The sequence below is a fragment of the Bellilinea caldifistulae genome, from assembly GCF_001306055.1.
In the GTDB taxonomy this organism is placed as follows: domain Bacteria; phylum Chloroflexota; class Anaerolineae; order Anaerolineales; family Anaerolineaceae; genus Bellilinea; species Bellilinea caldifistulae.
Genome location: NZ_LGHJ01000010.1, coordinates 104,688 through 119,856, shown reverse-complemented (window position 1 = coordinate 119,856; position 15,169 = coordinate 104,688). Strand labels below are relative to the sequence as shown.

The 15,169-nt window shown below is 53.8% G+C and carries 17 protein-coding genes; 8 read left to right on the top strand and 9 right to left on the bottom strand.

The window, feature by feature from the left end:
* The first annotated feature begins 24 nt into the window (after window positions 1-24).
* Window positions 25-726, top strand: a complete 702-nt coding sequence (locus tag AC812_RS04225; protein WP_061914722.1) for a DsbA family protein — start codon at window positions 25-27, stop codon at window positions 724-726.
* Window positions 727-728: 2 nt separating this feature from the next.
* Here the strand turns inward: AC812_RS04225 and AC812_RS04220 are convergent, their stop codons facing one another.
* The 5 genes from AC812_RS04220 to secG all read right to left on the bottom strand — a co-directional run bounded on the left by AC812_RS04220 (window position 729) and on the right by secG (window position 4,592).
* Window positions 729-1,439 (bottom strand): DUF554 domain-containing protein, encoded by a 711-nt coding sequence (locus AC812_RS04220; RefSeq protein WP_061914719.1) that lies wholly within the window; start codon window positions 1,437-1,439, stop codon window positions 729-731.
* Window positions 1,436-1,999: a cob(I)yrinic acid a,c-diamide adenosyltransferase gene (locus AC812_RS04215; RefSeq protein WP_061914716.1), complete on the bottom strand. Its 564-nt coding sequence runs from the start codon at window positions 1,997-1,999 to the stop codon at window positions 1,436-1,438. Before AC812_RS04215 ends, AC812_RS04220 begins: the two co-directional genes overlap by 4 nt.
* Complete coding sequence (locus AC812_RS04210) at window positions 1,996-2,574, bottom strand: hypothetical protein (protein WP_061914713.1); 579 nt, start codon at window positions 2,572-2,574, stop codon at window positions 1,996-1,998. The genes AC812_RS04215 and AC812_RS04210 overlap by 4 nt, the downstream gene beginning before the upstream one ends.
* Window positions 2,575-2,591: 17 nt before the next feature.
* Window positions 2,592-4,271: an ABC transporter substrate-binding protein gene (locus tag AC812_RS04205; RefSeq protein WP_061914710.1), complete on the bottom strand. Its 1,680-nt coding sequence runs from the start codon at window positions 4,269-4,271 to the stop codon at window positions 2,592-2,594.
* 96 nt (window positions 4,272-4,367) lie between these two features.
* The gene (secG, locus tag AC812_RS04200) at window positions 4,368-4,592 is read right to left on the bottom strand and encodes a preprotein translocase subunit SecG (protein WP_061914708.1); all 225 of its coding nucleotides are present in this window, start codon (window positions 4,590-4,592) and stop codon (window positions 4,368-4,370) included.
* Between the two features lie 65 nt (window positions 4,593-4,657).
* On the opposite strand from secG, the gene AC812_RS04195 reads away from it, so the two are divergent.
* Window positions 4,658-5,785: a CehA/McbA family metallohydrolase gene (locus tag AC812_RS04195; protein WP_061914705.1), complete on the top strand. Its 1,128-nt coding sequence runs from the start codon at window positions 4,658-4,660 to the stop codon at window positions 5,783-5,785.
* The gene (locus AC812_RS04190; RefSeq protein ID WP_061914702.1) at window positions 5,755-6,252 is read left to right on the top strand and encodes a YbaK/EbsC family protein; all 498 of its coding nucleotides are present in this window, start codon (window positions 5,755-5,757) and stop codon (window positions 6,250-6,252) included. Before AC812_RS04195 ends, AC812_RS04190 begins: the two co-directional genes overlap by 31 nt.
* On the opposite strand, the gene AC812_RS04185 is transcribed toward AC812_RS04190, so the two are convergent.
* Complete coding sequence (locus AC812_RS04185; protein WP_061914699.1) at window positions 6,249-7,700, bottom strand: RtcB family protein; 1,452 nt, start codon at window positions 7,698-7,700, stop codon at window positions 6,249-6,251. The two genes, AC812_RS04190 and AC812_RS04185, sit on opposite strands and share 4 nt — an antisense overlap.
* An 11-nt stretch (window positions 7,701-7,711) precedes the next feature.
* Window positions 7,712-8,119: an archease gene (locus AC812_RS04180; RefSeq protein WP_061914697.1), complete on the bottom strand. Its 408-nt coding sequence runs from the start codon at window positions 8,117-8,119 to the stop codon at window positions 7,712-7,714.
* A 34-nt stretch (window positions 8,120-8,153) separates the two neighbouring features.
* On the opposite strand from AC812_RS04180, the gene AC812_RS04175 reads away from it, so the two are divergent.
* Genes AC812_RS04175 through AC812_RS04160 form a run of 4 tightly spaced genes read left to right on the top strand, consistent with a single transcriptional unit; the run spans window position 8,154 to window position 12,880 of the window.
* On the top strand, window positions 8,154-8,918 hold the full coding sequence (locus tag AC812_RS04175) for an FHA domain-containing protein (protein ID WP_061914694.1): 765 nt from the start codon (window positions 8,154-8,156) through the stop codon (window positions 8,916-8,918).
* Window positions 8,884-9,363 (top strand): FHA domain-containing protein, encoded by a 480-nt coding sequence (locus AC812_RS04170; protein ID WP_061914691.1) that lies wholly within the window; start codon window positions 8,884-8,886, stop codon window positions 9,361-9,363. The genes AC812_RS04175 and AC812_RS04170 overlap by 35 nt, the downstream gene beginning before the upstream one ends.
* A gap of 17 nt (window positions 9,364-9,380) precedes the next feature.
* On the top strand, window positions 9,381-10,250 hold the full coding sequence (gene mtnP, locus AC812_RS04165) for an S-methyl-5'-thioadenosine phosphorylase (RefSeq protein WP_061914688.1): 870 nt from the start codon (window positions 9,381-9,383) through the stop codon (window positions 10,248-10,250).
* Window positions 10,247-12,880, top strand: a complete 2,634-nt coding sequence (locus AC812_RS04160) for an FtsW/RodA/SpoVE family cell cycle protein (RefSeq protein WP_061914685.1) — start codon at window positions 10,247-10,249, stop codon at window positions 12,878-12,880. The genes mtnP and AC812_RS04160 overlap by 4 nt, the downstream gene beginning before the upstream one ends.
* Here AC812_RS04160 and AC812_RS04155 read toward each other — a convergent pair.
* On the bottom strand, window positions 12,870-13,781 hold the full coding sequence (locus tag AC812_RS04155; protein WP_061914682.1) for a TIGR01777 family oxidoreductase: 912 nt from the start codon (window positions 13,779-13,781) through the stop codon (window positions 12,870-12,872). The two genes, AC812_RS04160 and AC812_RS04155, sit on opposite strands and share 11 nt — an antisense overlap.
* A gap of 105 nt (window positions 13,782-13,886) precedes the next feature.
* On the opposite strand from AC812_RS04155, the gene AC812_RS04150 reads away from it, so the two are divergent.
* Complete coding sequence (locus tag AC812_RS04150) at window positions 13,887-14,390, top strand: HNH endonuclease (RefSeq protein ID WP_061914679.1); 504 nt, start codon at window positions 13,887-13,889, stop codon at window positions 14,388-14,390.
* Between the two features lies 1 nt (window position 14,391).
* Here the strand turns inward: AC812_RS04150 and AC812_RS04145 are convergent, their stop codons facing one another.
* On the bottom strand, window positions 14,392-15,156 hold the full coding sequence (locus AC812_RS04145) for an MBL fold metallo-hydrolase (RefSeq protein WP_061914676.1): 765 nt from the start codon (window positions 15,154-15,156) through the stop codon (window positions 14,392-14,394).
* Window positions 15,157-15,169: the final 13 nt, after the last annotated feature.

Below are 15,169 nucleotides of genomic sequence, written 5' to 3'. Positions count from 1 at the left end.
ATTTTGCCGATGTACGGAGGAAAAATGCCCGCGAAAGCGAAAGAAGCCAGCCGGAAGGTCGCATTACGTGAACAACGCCGCAAACAGGAACAGCGTAACCGGATCATCCTGATCAGCGTCATTTCGGTTGTGGCAATTGCCATTGCAGCTTTATTGATTGTATCCAATCAACCTGCCAGCGCGGACCGGATTGCCAAACCGGAGATCATCAACCGCCCACAAATGGACGGTCAAGCCGTTGGAGACCCAAACGCCCCCATCAAAATCGAAGAGTACTCGGACTTTAAGTGCATTCACTGCCGGGATTTCTGGGAGAGGTCTGAAAAACGGTTGGTCGAAGAGTACGTTGCTACCGGTAAAGTTTATTTCAAATATGTGCCGCTCAGCTTTATCAGCCCGGAGTCGTACCGGGCTGCCGAGGCGGCTTATTGCGCGCTCGATCAGGGCAAATTCTGGGAATATCATGACTATGTCTTTGCCAATTTTGGCGCAGAATTGAACGATGCAATGCTCAAAGGTATTGCCCGCCAGTTGAGTCTGGATACGGCTGCCTTTGACCGCTGCTATAACAGCCGCCAGTATCAGCAGCGGGTACTCGATGATGCCCGTTACGCCAGCGGCTTGGGTGTGACCGGTACGCCCACTTTCAATGTCAACGGTCAATTAGTCGGTCAGGCAGAACTCTTTGACACTATTGAACAAGAACTGGCCAAACTGAATCCCTGATTTCAATAAACCCCCAACGCTTGCATTAGAACGACCATCAATGGAGCAATGACCAGCGCCGGCAGAAAGTTGCCGGCGCGAATCGGCTTTATCTCCAGCAGACTGCCAATCGCAATCGCCAGCAAAATGACCCCGCCGGTAGCGTTCAATTCTTGCATCATGGCAGGAGTAATCAGCGCTTGCAGCTGGGCTGCCATCAGACTGATGCCGCCCTGGTAACCGAGCAGCACAACCGCTGAAAACAGCACCCCTACTCCCAAGGTTGAGGCAAATGCCAGCGCCCCAAAGCCATCCAGAATTGCCTTGACCGCCAGGGTTTGAAAATTACCGGTCAACCCATCCTGAATGGAGCCGAGAATGGCCATCGGGCCAACACAAAAAACCAGCGAAGCGGTCAGAAACCCGCGCACAAAGCGGTTATCCTGTGCCGGGTCGCTGCTCCTGGTAAAGCGCGTTTCCAACCAGCGCCCGACGCTTCTCAACCCATCCTCGATCCGCAGCCACTCGCCAATCACCGCCCCCAGCAGTAAACTGATCAAAACCGCCAGTGCATTTTGGGTATCCAGAAACATTTTTAGCCCAAATGCAAAAGTGAAAAGTCCCAGCCCGGCCATCACCGTCTGGCGCAGCCGTTCCGGCAGCCGGCTGCCAAGGACTAAACCCAGCAGACCGCCAATCAAAATGGTCACGACGTTAATCAAAGTTCCGGTCATGGTTGATGGTGTTTTACCAGTGTAGGGCGGGCATTTCCATGAATTTGAGTTTCGTATAATTCCAGCACAAAACACAACGAAGACAGGCGGTTAAGATAGGGAATAATATGAGGATTGCCCAGGCTGTCCTGTTCGTTCAATTCTACCACCCGTCTCTCTGCCCGTCGGCAAATGGTACGCGCTAAACTGAACGCTCCCGCGGCTGGAGTATCCCCCGGCACAATGAATTCGCGCGGCAGTTCGATGGCTTCGCTCAATTCATCGGCCTGCTGTTCCAGCCACCGCACATGATCGGCACAAATGACCCGAAACTGCCCGGCGTTTTCGGGAGTGGCTGCAACTTCCGCCATCAATTGATACAACTCGCGCTGAATTTGAAGGACTACCTGGGCAATCTTTTGATCCCCCGTCAGACTTCGTGCAAATCCCAATGCAGCCGTTGTTTCATCGAGGGAACCGAGCACTTCAATCCGCAGGTGATTTTTCGAAACGCGCCCTTCCCCCAGCAGACCGGTTGTGCCATTATCGCCATTCCCGGTAAAAAATCTTTTTCTACTCATCCGTTTTTTTCCTTTCCCGTTTTCAGATAAAGATACCAGAAAGTCGAAACAGGAAAGTGCCCCTGTAGATTCTTTTGCCAGACAAACTCGCCGGCTTGACTTATCGAACGGAGGAGATCATCGGCATTTTGCAGCATCGTTTTCTTCTCGGCGGGCAGAACGCTCATTTCCAAACCTAACAGATGCAGGATCACTCGCTGCCGCACATGAAAAGCGAAATCCGCAGGCAGAATTGGTGAGGATTCTCTTTTCAGCTCATCCAGATAGTGCATCCAGAGCCTCATCCGCTGATCCCATTCTTTCTCGCATTTATTCAGCCAGGCCGATTTCCATTCCCGGCGTATTTTCTCAATCTGGCTCAAAGCACCTGCCAGTGAAGGATCAGCAGAGGCAGCATCACCCAATCGAGCCCGACTGAGCAGTAAATTACCGGGGGTCAGTTGATCGGAATCACCCCCCAGCATTGTTCCTTTTTCTCGCTGTAACGGCCAGAACAACACATCTGAAAGCAGGTAATCTTCCAGAACCTCCGCAGCGGAGCGAAGAAAAGCCGCATCATGCGAAAGAATATCCATCAAGATCCGTCCTGCATCTACGGAGTCGGGGTCACGGCTGCCGGACGGCTGGAGAGGTACCATTCCAGCACGGTAGCAAAGCGATCACTGCTTTCCAGCAGAGGCCCCATCCGTACTCCCTGCACCTGACGGTCCACCCCGTAGTTATAAACGGGATAAAACAGTGGAAGAGCCGGTAGCTCCTCGGCAAAGATCACTTGAAAATTACGGTAAAGCCGCGCGCGTTCATTCAGATCAATGGTAATGCGGGCCTCTTCAAGATACTCACTGGCAATTTTGTGATCCCATTGAGCATAGTTTTGCCCGCCGGTCGCCTGAACAGAGTCCCAGAAGGGGTAAGGGTCTGGATCAGGGGAGCGGGTAAAATTCAGATCTACCAGAGCAGCCTGATAATCCCGCGGGGTTAAATGCTGCTCAATTAAGTCGGGGTAAGGCAGATACTCCACTGTAACCTGGACATTCAATGCTGCCCAGTCCTGCTGGATCGCTTCGGCAAGAGCGCGGGAACGGGCTGTATCCGGCACCAGCATGGTGAATTGAAGCGCATCTCCCTCCTTGCCGATGCGCACATCTCCACCCTCGGCTGGTAGAGTGTAACCGGCGTCAATCAAAATCTGACGGGCTCGCTCCGGATCGTAGTTCACTCGCGGTAAACCGTCGTAATACGCCCACGTCCCCGGGAAGATTGGGCCGTCTGCCAGAATGGCCTGCCCACCCAGTATCCGGTCCACCAGATACTGACGATTAATTCCCAGATAAAGCGCTCTCCGCACTTCAGGTTTTTGCAAAAAGCCAACTTCAGGATTTTTTAGGTTGAAAAGAATCAGACCGAGTTCCGGTTTTCGACCGGTGTAAATGGCTAAATCCCGTTCGGCCAGCGCTGTGGAAAGCACATCCTCACTGATCGAGCTGATTCCCATTACCCGGTCACCTTGATAGGCCTGCAAAGCCGATGCCGCATCTGGAAAATAGCGGAAGATGACCTGCGGAATGAACGGCTTTTTGCCGTAATAATCCTCGAAGGCCAGCAGAGAAACCCCCGCTATTTGACCGTCCTCAACAATCAACTGATCAAAACGGTAAGGTCCGGAACCAACCGGCTCAATGTTAAATTGTAAATCTCTGATCTGGTCAATCGTTCGGTTTCCTAACAAATGCTGAGGAACAACCCCAAACGTCAGATAGTCCAGAAAGGGAGCAAACGGTTCCGGGAGTTTGAACTGGATCAGCGTATCGCTCAATTGGACAACTTCCACATCACGCCAGAAGCGCTGTAGGTCTTCCGGCACAATTTCCCCTCCGTTGCGTAACATTTCAATGGTAAACACAATGTCCGCTGCAGTCAGTGGCTGGCCATCATGCCACTTGACATCGGGACGTATTTCAAAGTTGTAGATAGTACCGTCCTGAGAAATTCCCCAGGAAGCGGCCAAATCCGGCACCGGAATACCCCGTTCATCAAAGGAAAGCAGTCGGCTGTAGAGGAGGCGGTCAATGTCACGGTCAGCCGGATTGTAAAAATCAAGTAACGGGTTTAAGCGTTGCAGAGACCCAATCAACGCTTCGGTATAAAATCCACCCGTGACCGGTTCTGGCACAATCTGGGTTACCCCTTCGGGCTGCTCACTGAGCAGCAAAATGCCAACCACCAGGCCGGTCAGAAGAATGATGAGAATTTGCCAGCGAAATTTTTTCATTTTCAGGTAAACCTAAAAGGGCGATCTCCCCAGAAAGGTGCCAATCGCCCTTAACTGTATGGACTATATCCTGATCGTGAATCCCTGCTGTTTAATTCAGGAACCAATGGCTACCGAAAGGAGGGTGAGGATGACAAACAGAATCGCCAGCCCGATGGTGATCAGGAAAACGGTTTTTTCCAAACCGCGCCGAGCCGTGAACACCTGACTGCTGTCTGCACCGGTCAAGCCACCGAGACCAACACCTTTGTTTTGAAAGATCACGCTCGCAATCAACGCGATTGAGATTATAATCAAAGCAATGTCAATGTAATTTACCACGCTCGTTCCTCCTTAATCTTGAACGACCCGATTATACCGTTTCAGGGTGGAAATCGTCAACCATCATGCACGAACTGGTCACCAATCTACACATGCACACGCGTTATTCGGATGGCAGCGGTCTTCACGCGGATATTGCCCGGGCTGCCCTCGAAACGGGTTTAGATGTGGTCATCGTAACCGATCACAACGTACTGGTCAATGGCTTTGAAGGCTATCACCGAAAGAACGGGAAAACCCTGTTGATGCTGATTGGCGAAGAAGTTCACGATCAAGCCCGCCTGCCGCAAAAATCGCACCTGATGGTGCTGGGCTGCAACCGCGAAATGGCCCGTTTCGCAGACGACCCCCAGCGCCTGATTGACCGCATCCGTGAAAACGGCGGGCTTTCCTTCATCGCTCACCCCCGCGACCCGGCGCTAACACTCTTCCACGAGGATGACATCTCCTGGGAGGACTGGCAGGTAACCGGTTATACCGGTCTTGAACTATGGAATGGGTTGAGTGAACTCAAAACTCATATCAAAAATTGGGCGGATGCTATTTTTTATGGCTTTTTCCCCCAATACCTCGCACACGGACCTCACCCGGAGGTATTGGCGCGCTGGGATGATCTGCTGGCACAGGGCCAAAAGGTTGTTGCAATTGGCGGCTCGGATGCGCACGCGCTGAATATTCGGGTTGGGCCAATTCGCAAAACGATTTACCCATATGAATTTCACTTCCGCGCCATCAACACTCACCTCCTCACACCCCATCCACTCAGCGGTGATTTGACCGCCGACCGCAAAATGATTTATCAAGCATTTCAACAAGGGCATTGTTTTATAGGATACGACCTGCCGGCTTCGACGCGGGGTTTCCGATTTACCGCTCAGGGAAAAAATGGCAGGGCGATCATGGGTGATGAATTGATGATGGACAGCGCTATCACGCTCCAAATCAAATTACCGCTGAAGAGTGAGTGCAACTTGTTGAAAGACGGAAAAGTCATCAAGACCTGGACAACCCACGAGGTTTGCACCCATATCACACGTGAGCCGGGGGTTTACCGGGTGGAGTGCTACCTCAACTATCTGGGTAAGCGGCGCGGATGGATTTTCAGCAACCCGATTTACCTGCGCCCGCCACGTTGGCGTACCGTCCCATTCAAGGGGTCACAATGGTCACAAACAACGTTACCCGCCTTCTAACCGCTAAAAAAATCCCCTTTGAAGCCTTTGAATTACCCAATCAAAAAATCAGCGGGATGGAGACCGCCCGATTATTAGGCGTTGACCCGCAATGGATTTACAAAACGATTGTCGTCACCCGAGAAAAAGGCGGCAAGCCTATCCTGGCAGTCATTCCCGCCCCCCATCAAGTTGACTTAAAGGCACTGGCAGCCTTCATCGGGGAGAAAAAATTAAAACTCCCTACTCAGCGCGAAGCCGAGCAGCTGACCGGCTTACAGGCTGGTGGCATTTCACCACTGGCTTTACTGCAGCGTGGTTTTCTGGTAGTCCTGGATGAGGCCGCCCTGCAGCATGAGAAAATTCACATTTCCGGCGGACAGCGCGGGTTGAATATCCGTCTGCCGGTAAAAGCCCTGATTGAATTGACCCGTGCCCGAACCGCCCCCATCAGCACACCCGTCTCGGAAGGCACCGATCAGGATTAGCCCTTGATGACAATTACCGGACGCAGCCGGGCAACTTTTCGGGCAATCCCTGCCCCGCTGACGGTTTCGACCACCTCATCCACATCCTTGTAGGCCATTGGGGCTTCTTCTGCCAGACCGGACATCGAGCCAGCCCGCACGTGAATACCGGACTGTTCTAATTCATTCCGCAACCGCTCGCCACGAAAATCTTTTTTCGCCTTATTGCGGCTGAGCACTCTCCCTGCCCCATGACAGGTTGAGCCCCACGAACGCGCCATGCTGTCTTCCGTTCCAATGAGCACCCAGGAAGCCGTACCCATGCTGCCCGGTACCAATACCGGCTGGCCGATGGGTTTGTAGGCATCCGGCAGTTCCGGGTGACCCGGCCCAAATGCGCGGGTAGCCCCTTTGCGATGCACACAAACTTTCAATTTCCGGCCATTCACTTCATGAGTCTCCACCTTGCCCATGTTGTGGGCAATGTCGTACACCTGATGTAACTGCCAGCGCAGACCGCTTCCGGCAAACACCTCCTCAAAGGCACGCCGGGCGTGGTAAGCCAGTATCTGACGGTTGCAAAATGCGTAATTTGCCGCCGAGCGCATGGCAGCCAGATAATTTTGACCCTCCGGGCTATCTAACGGCGCGCAAACCAGTTCGCGGTCGGGTAGCTGAATGCCATACCGCCTCACGGCCGATTGCAAGTCCTGCACATAATCCGTACAGATTTGATGGCCAAACCCGCGCGAACCGCAGTGAATCATCAGGGCCAACATACCTTCCTGCAAACCCATTGCCGCGGCAGCCTCTCCGTCAAAAATTTGATCAACCACATCCACCTCGATGAAGTGATTGCCCGCTCCAAGCGTTCCCAGCTGAGCCATGCCGCGCTGTTTTGCACGCTGACTGACCTTAGCCGGATCAGCCCCTTCCAGGCAGCCGTTTTCCTCGGTACGGCGTAAGTCTTCCTCACTGGCCATGCCCTTTTTCAACGCCCAGCGCGCTCCCTGACGGCAGACCGCATCCAGTTCGGCAGTGGTCAGATGGATGGATCCCTCACTGCCCACACCACTGGGACAATAATGATTGAGCGCATTGGCCAGATCATCCAAACGTTCTTCGGCTGCTTCTAAAGGAATAGTCGAAGCCAGCAAACGCACGCCGCAGTTGATGTCATAACCAATTGCCCCCGGTGAAATGACTCCGTTTGGGTAACGGGTTGCCGCAACTCCCCCAATTGGAAACCCATACCCCTGATGCATGTCCGGCATGACCACCACCGGTTCAACTACTCCCGGCAGGGTTGCTGCATTAATCGCCTGTTCAATGGATAAATCTTGCAATGCGGCTTCCAGCAGCCGCCGGGTAACAAACAACCGCACGGCTACGCGCATATCTTGCCGATACGACTTTGGAATCTCCCACTCATAATCGCTGATTTTGTTCAGGTCTTGTATTCGAATCATGGCGCACCTCGCTACACATCAAACACCAATCGGGCTTCCAATCCCTCTGCGCTATGTTGCACGACGAGATTGTGAAAGGTGACTGCCTTGATCGGTTTTTCGATGCTGCGGATTGGTTTGCCCCACAATTCGGCATCCAACCTGTTGCCATTTAATTTTAAGGGAAAATCCTCGAACCCGATTCGGTCAATTTCCAGATAGAACAGGATTTCATTCAAAAAAGCAACCAGCAAACTTTCATCGTCCTCGGCGGTCAGTTGAAGATCAACCCGCCGAATGGGTTGGCCTTCTAACTTCAATCCCATCAGGGTGTTCATCCCCATCGCAGCCTGCCGGAACAGCTCGGCCCGGTCGGGCGCCCAAACCCTCAATGCCCAATCTGCAGTATGTTGAAGTTCCTCAAATCCCGCTTTATTCATCTTCTTCCCTCGACTGGTCTTATAATTATAAAGTATGAAATCACGCCTTGATGAAATCGAATCCCGTCTGAAAGATCTGATCGAAAACCGGCTTGCGGCATTGACCTGGCGCAGGGAGCACCCCAATCTTGCGGTTCAAATCGTCGAAGCTTTGCGTGAACAACTGCTGGTAGAAAATCAGGATAACCAGCCCTTGCCAAATGTACTGGTATTTGCCATGCACCCACAAGAAGCAGCCACATGGCAAAACAACCCCGACTGGCTGAACTGGTTGAACCAGGCCTTGCTCGAAACCGTGCGTGAAGCAGGCGCATCCTTTGCTGCACCGCCCGTGATTCAGGTGGTCGGCGACCCACGCCAACCACCCGGCAAACCCCGCATCACCGCTGCCTATCAGGATACCCTGCCGGGTTCCACGGCTGTCTTGCACCTCCCAGTCGAAAGCGAAGCCGATCCTTCCACATTCGCCAGCCGGGCTTACTTGATTCTGCATGGCAGCCGGTTTTTCCCCTTGGATCAACCGGTCATCAACATCGGCAGGCGCAGTGATAACCAGCTGGTCATCGAAGACCTGCGGGTTTCTCGCACACATGCTCAAATTCGCCGCACGAAAAATCAGACCCTCCTTTTCGATCTCAACTCATCCGGAGGGACTTTTGTCAATGGTAAGCGCATCACCCAGACCACTCTTTTCCCGGGTGATGTCATCTCTTTGGCCGGTTTCACTCTGATTTATGGCGAAGATGGCGGAGAATCCACCTCCGTTGGCGGTACATCCCCTGCCCAACCTCCAGTATAATGCCAGCATGAGCGGTATTCTGGTTCTCATCCTTCGCATCCTTTTTACCCTTGCGTTATATGCTTTCTTGTACTGGGCGTTCAGCGTGATCTGGCGCGACTTGCGCGGAAGAACGCAGGAACTTACCCACGAAAGCATCCCCGCCTTATTGATCACCCCGCTTGATGGGCCAGCCGAGGAAGTAACCCGTTTTCAGACCAGTGAGGTCATTCTGGGACGCGATCCGCTTTGCCACCTGAGTGTGCCAGATGAAACAGTTTCTGCCCGTCATGCCCGTTTTACCTATCAACAAAACCAGTGGTGGGTTGAGGATTTGAATTCGACCAACGGGAGTTACCTGAACGGCGAGCGCTTGACTGCCCGGGCAGTGCTCGTTCCCGGTGACGAACTGCGCTGCGGTCAGCTCACTTTCCGAATTGAAATGGAACCAAAAAAATCCAATTGAAGCAAAGGGAGATTAGCATGAGTCAACAAGCCATTTTGGGAATCATCGGCGGCTCCGGCCTGTATCATTTTGAAGGGCTGGAAGATGTTCAATCGGTTGAAGTCACCACGCCTTTTGGCAAACCCAGCGCACCGATCCTGCTTGGCAGTCTGGAAGGCACACGGGTTGCGTTTCTCGCCCGCCACGGGATTGGCCATCACATTCTCCCATCAGAAGTGAATTACCGCGCCAACATCTACGCCCTGAAACAGATGGGGGTGCGTTTTGTGGTCGGCGTCAGCGCCTGCGGATCACTGCGCCACGATTACAAACCCGGCAATTTCGTTATTCCCGATCAGGTGATTGACTTCACCCGTGACCGTAAACGTTCATTTTTCGGAGAGGGATTGGTCGCTCACATCAGCACAGCAGACCCGTATTGTGCCAGTCTCTCCCGTCAGCTGTATGAAGCTGCTCTCAGCACCGGCGTTGAAACTCATCAGGGCGGGACGTTCATCACCATTGAAGGCCCGCGGTTTTCAACCCGCGCCGAATCGCATCTCTTCCGGGCGTGGGGCATTTCGATCATCGGCATGACCACCTGTCCGGAGATCTTTCTGGCACGCGAAGCGGAAATGTGCTACGCCAGCCTGGCGCACATTACGGATTATGATGTCTGGCATCTGGCTGAAGAACCGGTCAATGTCGAAATGGTCATCCGCACTCTCTCCCAAAATACTGCAGCAGCCCAACAGGCCATTCGCACGCTGGCAGCCCGATTGGATGAAAATACCGATTGCGAATGTAGCCGCGCACTGGAAAAAGCGCTGATCACCGATCCCGCTCGCATCCCGCCGGAAACCCGCCAAAAACTGGCCTTGCTGGTGGATAAATACCTCAAACCGTGAACTTTCTCTTCCCTCCGGCTGCCACTTTGCAAAATTCACTGGAGCGCCGGCTGATGGGGATTTCTGCGCTGGCGGTAACTCTCTCCAGCCTGATTCTGACCCTCTCCCCCGCCGTCAGATTGCACACTTTTCAGGTAGGGTACCGCTGGCTGCACTGGATTGGCTGGGCAGGCTGGCTGGTGCTGTTCAGTCTGGCTTACCGCCTTCTCAATCGCCAGTTTGAAGAACACGATCCGTATCTTTTGCCCCTCACCAGCTTGTTGAGTGGTTGGGGATTGGTCACCATTTACCGGTTGGATGAATCTCTGGGCTATCGCCAAACCCTCTGGCTGAGTGTTGGAATCATCTTGCTGATTCTGATCAGTCGCTACCCGCGAGTATTCATCTGGCTGCGGCGTTACAAATATCTCTGGTTGACAATTGGCCTGCTGCTGACCGGTTTAACTTTTTTACTGGGTACATACCCGGCAGGCGAAGGTCCGCGCTTGTGGCTGGGATGTTGCGGGTTGTATTTCCAGCCTTCCGAGCCATTAAAACTGCTGCTGGTGGTTTATCTGGCTGCCTATCTGGCTGAGCGGATTCCTTTTCACTTTCGGCTGCCCGAACTCCTCGCCCCCACCTTAATCATGACCGCCTCGGCAGCCCTGATGCTGGTCCTTCAGCGTGATCTGGGTGCTGCAACCCTGATTTTAGGGATTTATACTTTTGTGATCTTTCTGGCTTCCGGACGGAGAAGGATTTTGATCATCAGCGGTTTGTTCTTGCTGGCAGCCGCACTTGCCGGAACGCTGGTCTTTGACGTTATCCGCCTGCGCATCGAAACCTGGCTGAACCCCTGGGCAGACCCGGTCAACCGCTCTTTTCAGGTTGTGCAATCATTGATCTCGGTTGCTGCCGGCCGATTGCTGGGTACGGGAATCGGGCTTGGCAGTCCCGGGCTGGTACCGGTCGCTCACTCCGATTTCATTGCCGCGGCAATCGCCGAAGAAACTGGTTTGGCGGGGATTCTGGGATTAATCGCACTGTTTGCCCTTCTGACCTACCGCTGTATTGGTATTTCACTTGCGGCGCGCACCACCTTCCAGCGCTTCTTGTCGGCAGGCATCGGGATTTACTTCGCCATTCAGGCTATTTTGATTATGGGAGGCAACCTGCGCCTTCTACCCCTCACCGGGGTTACCCTGCCATTCGTTTCCTACGGCGGCTCATCGCTGGTTACCAGTTTCATTGCCGTGGGAATGCTGCTTTGGGCCAGCCAGCCGCACACCCAGCCGCCGTTGCCGATCCAACAGCCGCGCGCTTACACCTGGGTTACTGCTCTCTTCCTGGCAGGTTTTGCCGCACTTGCCGCCATCGCTGGCTGGTGGAGTATCGTCCGTGCGGATAACTTACTGGCCCGCCCCGATAACAACCGCTGGATGGTCAATTTACGCTTTGTCCCGCGGGGTGATCTGCTCGACCGGCGCAGCGAGAGGATTGCCACCACAACCGGTGAACGCGGTAGTCTTGACCGTGTGCTGCTCTACCCGCCTTTGGGAAACACGATTGGCTACATCAATCCTCGCTTCGGAAAGGCCGGGCTGGAAGCCTCCCTCGATGGTTACCTGAGCGGACTGCAGGGCAACCCCGCTTCGCGCATCTGGCTGGCAGAACTGATGTACTCCCAGCCACCCGACGGACTGGACGTGCGCCTCAGTCTCGATTTGGAATTACAGCGGGTTGCGGACGGTCTGATGGAAAATCACCGCGGCGCAGTTGTTTTACTAAACGCCCGCAGCGGCGAGATCCTGACAATTGCCTCTCACCCTTCCTACGACCCCAATCAGCTCGATGACCGCTACCTTGAATGGCTCAACAATCCGGCTGCACCTTTTGTCAACCGCGCTACGCAGGGTCAGTATCCCACGGCAACGATTGTGGGACCGTTCCTGTATGCCTACTTAAGCGAAAAAGGCAGTCTCCCGGTCTTGCCGCTCAACCTTTCTTATATTCACGACAATCAGATGCTGACATGCGCCCGTCCGCCGCGGACACCGCTCAGCCTGGAAACGGCTATTGAAGTCGGCTGTCCGGCGGCCCTGGTAGAAATGAGCCGCTCGATAAGCACTGCCCAAATGCGTGAACTTTTCACCGCTCTGGGTTTCTTTAGCGCGCCGGAAATCCGGCTGGATGTTGCCCCCCCTTCTCAGGCAGATCAATTGACCAGCAGCCGATTGGCAAGTATTGGGAAAAGCGCGGTCAAAGTAACTCCTTTACAAATGGCACAGGCCGCCGCCGCATTGACCAACAACGGTTCCCGTCCCAGTCCACGCCTTGCCGTATCGGTGGAAACTCCTCATCAGGGGCGGGTCATTTTACCCTCCGGCAGCCCGGTGGTAGTTTTTGGGAATGAACAGTCCGTCTCGGCTGCAGTCAATCGCCTTGCTTCTCAGGATTTTCCTATCTGGCAGGCTGTTTCGGCCCAGCAATACGACTCGACCACCTACACATGGTTTATCGGCGGAACACTCCCCCAATGGGGCGGGACACCCCTGGCGGTTGCCATCGTATTGGAAGAAAACAACCCTCAACTGGCGCAAACCATCGGCGAAACCCTGCTGCAAAATGCTCTTCAGCCGCTCAAACCTTGACCAGTAAATCCCGCAGTGCAGCTTCATGCTCCGAAAATCGAAAAGGATAACCCGCCTCAATCAGCCGTTTGGGGATGGCTCGTTGACCTTCCAGCACCAGTTTACTCATCTCGCCCAGGAGCAGTTTCAACGCAAAGGCAGGCACCGGCAGCCAGTAAGGCCGGCGTAAAATACGCGCCAGAGTTTTCCCAAAGGTGGCATTTTGAACCGGTTGGGGGGCACTCAAGTTGAAAACCCCGGCAAGATTTGGATTTTCAACCAGAAAATCCACCGCTCCGACCACATCCGCCATGTGAATCCACGGCAGCCATTGCTTACCACTGCCCAATGGCCCTCCAACAAACAGGCGGAATGGCAAAAGCAAACGGTTCAACACCTCCGCTCCCTCAGCCAGCACCACACCGGTGCGCAGAACAATCCGACGCACACCCATGAACTCGGCCTCGCGGGTTGAATCTTCCCAATCCACACACAAACCCGCCAGAAAATCCTTACCCGGCGGACTGGATTCATCCAGCACCTGCTCACCGCCATCCCCGTAATAACCAACCGCCGATGACTGCACCAGCACACCGGGTTTTCGCACAGCCTGACGCATGGCTTCAATTAACGCCTTACCGGATTGGATGCGGCTGGTGTAAAAACGTTGTTTGCGCTGCTCTGTCCAGCGCCCCGCTCCAAGGTTCTCTCCGGTCAGGTTGATGACCACATCCATTTCATTCATCAGGTCGCCCCACCCCTTGGCTGATTGGGCATCCCACTCTACTCCTTTAGCACCCGCCGGTAAGACCGCTGCCGATCCGCGCCGACTGAGGATGTAAACTTCCTGCCCCTTTTCCAAATAATGACGGGCCAAAGCAGAGCCAATCAGACCGGAACCGCCCGCAATCAGGATTTTCACCGTTCACCTCCGAAAACGTATCTTTGTACAATATTAACACTTCTTAACCCATTTCTCATAGCGATTGTAGAAAGGTAGTGCTATAATTTTGCAGGTGAGGTCGCAATGGCGGATAATGTGCTGGTACTCAACGCCAATTTCGAGCCAATCAATGTCTGCGACTTACGCCGTGCGGTTGGTTTGATTTTGACACATAAAGCATCCATGGTGATGAATGGACGGGGGGAGATTCACACCGCTGGATCGTCCTTCCCACGCCCCTCGATCATCCGCCTGCAACACATGGTGCATCGTCCGCGCCCCAAGGTAAAGCTGACCCGCCGCGAGGTGTTCCGCCGTGATAATTACACCTGCCAGTATTGCGGTAAGCGTGCAGGTGACCTGACCATTGACCATGTCATCCCGCGCCATTTAGGCGGTCAGCACATCTGGACGAATGTCGTTACCGCCTGTCCGCAATGCAATCACCGCAAAGGCGGCCGCACGCTGGCCGAAGCCGGCATGCAGTTACTCCGTCCGCCTGCTGAACCGCCTGCTTCTGCCCTGTATATTTTCGGTCGCCACCTGACGGAATATACCGAATGGGAGCCTTTCCTGCTCGGCTGGTGATTTAATCACCCTTTGTCAGGTCAATTCCCATAAAGTCTTCACAAACAAAAACGGAACCCCCAAAGACGCTCCGCGCTTCACGGATGAGTTCCTCTTTGGTCACATTGGCAGGATAGTGAATCAGGTACAGACTTTTCACGCCGGCTTTTTGGGCAACTTCCCCCGCCTGGCGCGCCGAAGAATGGCCAATCGAATGCCCGGCCGATTCGTGAATCAACACATCCGCTTTCTTCGCCAGCCTGACAACTGCCTCATAAGGTTCGGTATCGCTCGAATAGACGACTGTCTTATGGATATCCGTGAAGGTAATCCGTATACCAATGGTGGGCAGCAGATGCTTAACCGGCGAGGAGATAATTTCCAGACCATTCATTTCGAGAAGGGCCGCACCTTCTACCTCCGGTATAATGCGGTATTCGAGCGGGAAAAATCCCGGCCAGCTGCGCCAGTCATATAAGTCCATCATGGCTTGCAGGCGAGTAAGGGTGTGTTCCAGGCCGTAAATATACAGCGGTTTTGTACGCCCCAAAAGCCATAAATCCATCAAGAACAGCGGGGCACCTGAAACATGATCGGGATGGAAATGAGTCAAAATCAAATGATGGATCTGTTCCAGATTGACCCCTCCGCGCTGCAGGTGCACAATTGGATTGGCAGCGCAGTCCACCAGAATTGCTTCGTGTTCATGGCGGATGAGCAGATGGGTATTCTCCCGACCGATAGCGGGAATGGCGTTTGCGGTACCCAGAAAAACAATTTGATCCATGCGTTTGCCCTTC

What these genes read in the sequence shown, in the direction of transcription:
- AC812_RS04225 (WP_061914722.1), top strand. Translation starts at nt 25, where the DNA reads ATGCCCGCGAAAGCGAAAGAAGCCAGCCGGAAGGTCGCATTACGTGAA.
- AC812_RS04220 (WP_061914719.1), bottom strand. Translation starts at nt 1,439, where the DNA reads ATGACCGGAACTTTGATTAACGTCGTGACCATTTTGATTGGCGGTCTG.
- AC812_RS04215 (WP_061914716.1), bottom strand. Translation starts at nt 1,999, where the DNA reads ATGAGTAGAAAAAGATTTTTTACCGGGAATGGCGATAATGGCACAACC.
- AC812_RS04210 (WP_061914713.1), bottom strand. Translation starts at nt 2,574, where the DNA reads ATGGATATTCTTTCGCATGATGCGGCTTTTCTTCGCTCCGCTGCGGAG.
- AC812_RS04205 (WP_061914710.1), bottom strand. Translation starts at nt 4,271, where the DNA reads ATGAAAAAATTTCGCTGGCAAATTCTCATCATTCTTCTGACCGGCCTG.
- AC812_RS04195 (WP_061914705.1), top strand. Translation starts at nt 4,658, where the DNA reads ATGCACGAACTGGTCACCAATCTACACATGCACACGCGTTATTCGGAT.
- AC812_RS04190 (WP_061914702.1), top strand. Translation starts at nt 5,755, where the DNA reads ATGGTCACAAACAACGTTACCCGCCTTCTAACCGCTAAAAAAATCCCC.
- AC812_RS04185 (WP_061914699.1), bottom strand. Translation starts at nt 7,700, where the DNA reads ATGATTCGAATACAAGACCTGAACAAAATCAGCGATTATGAGTGGGAG.
- AC812_RS04180 (WP_061914697.1), bottom strand. Translation starts at nt 8,119, where the DNA reads ATGAATAAAGCGGGATTTGAGGAACTTCAACATACTGCAGATTGGGCA.
- AC812_RS04175 (WP_061914694.1), top strand. Translation starts at nt 8,154, where the DNA reads ATGAAATCACGCCTTGATGAAATCGAATCCCGTCTGAAAGATCTGATC.
- mtnP (WP_061914688.1), top strand. Translation starts at nt 9,381, where the DNA reads ATGAGTCAACAAGCCATTTTGGGAATCATCGGCGGCTCCGGCCTGTAT.
- AC812_RS04150 (WP_061914679.1), top strand. Translation starts at nt 13,887, where the DNA reads ATGGCGGATAATGTGCTGGTACTCAACGCCAATTTCGAGCCAATCAAT.
- AC812_RS04145 (WP_061914676.1), bottom strand. Translation starts at nt 15,156, where the DNA reads ATGGATCAAATTGTTTTTCTGGGTACCGCAAACGCCATTCCCGCTATC.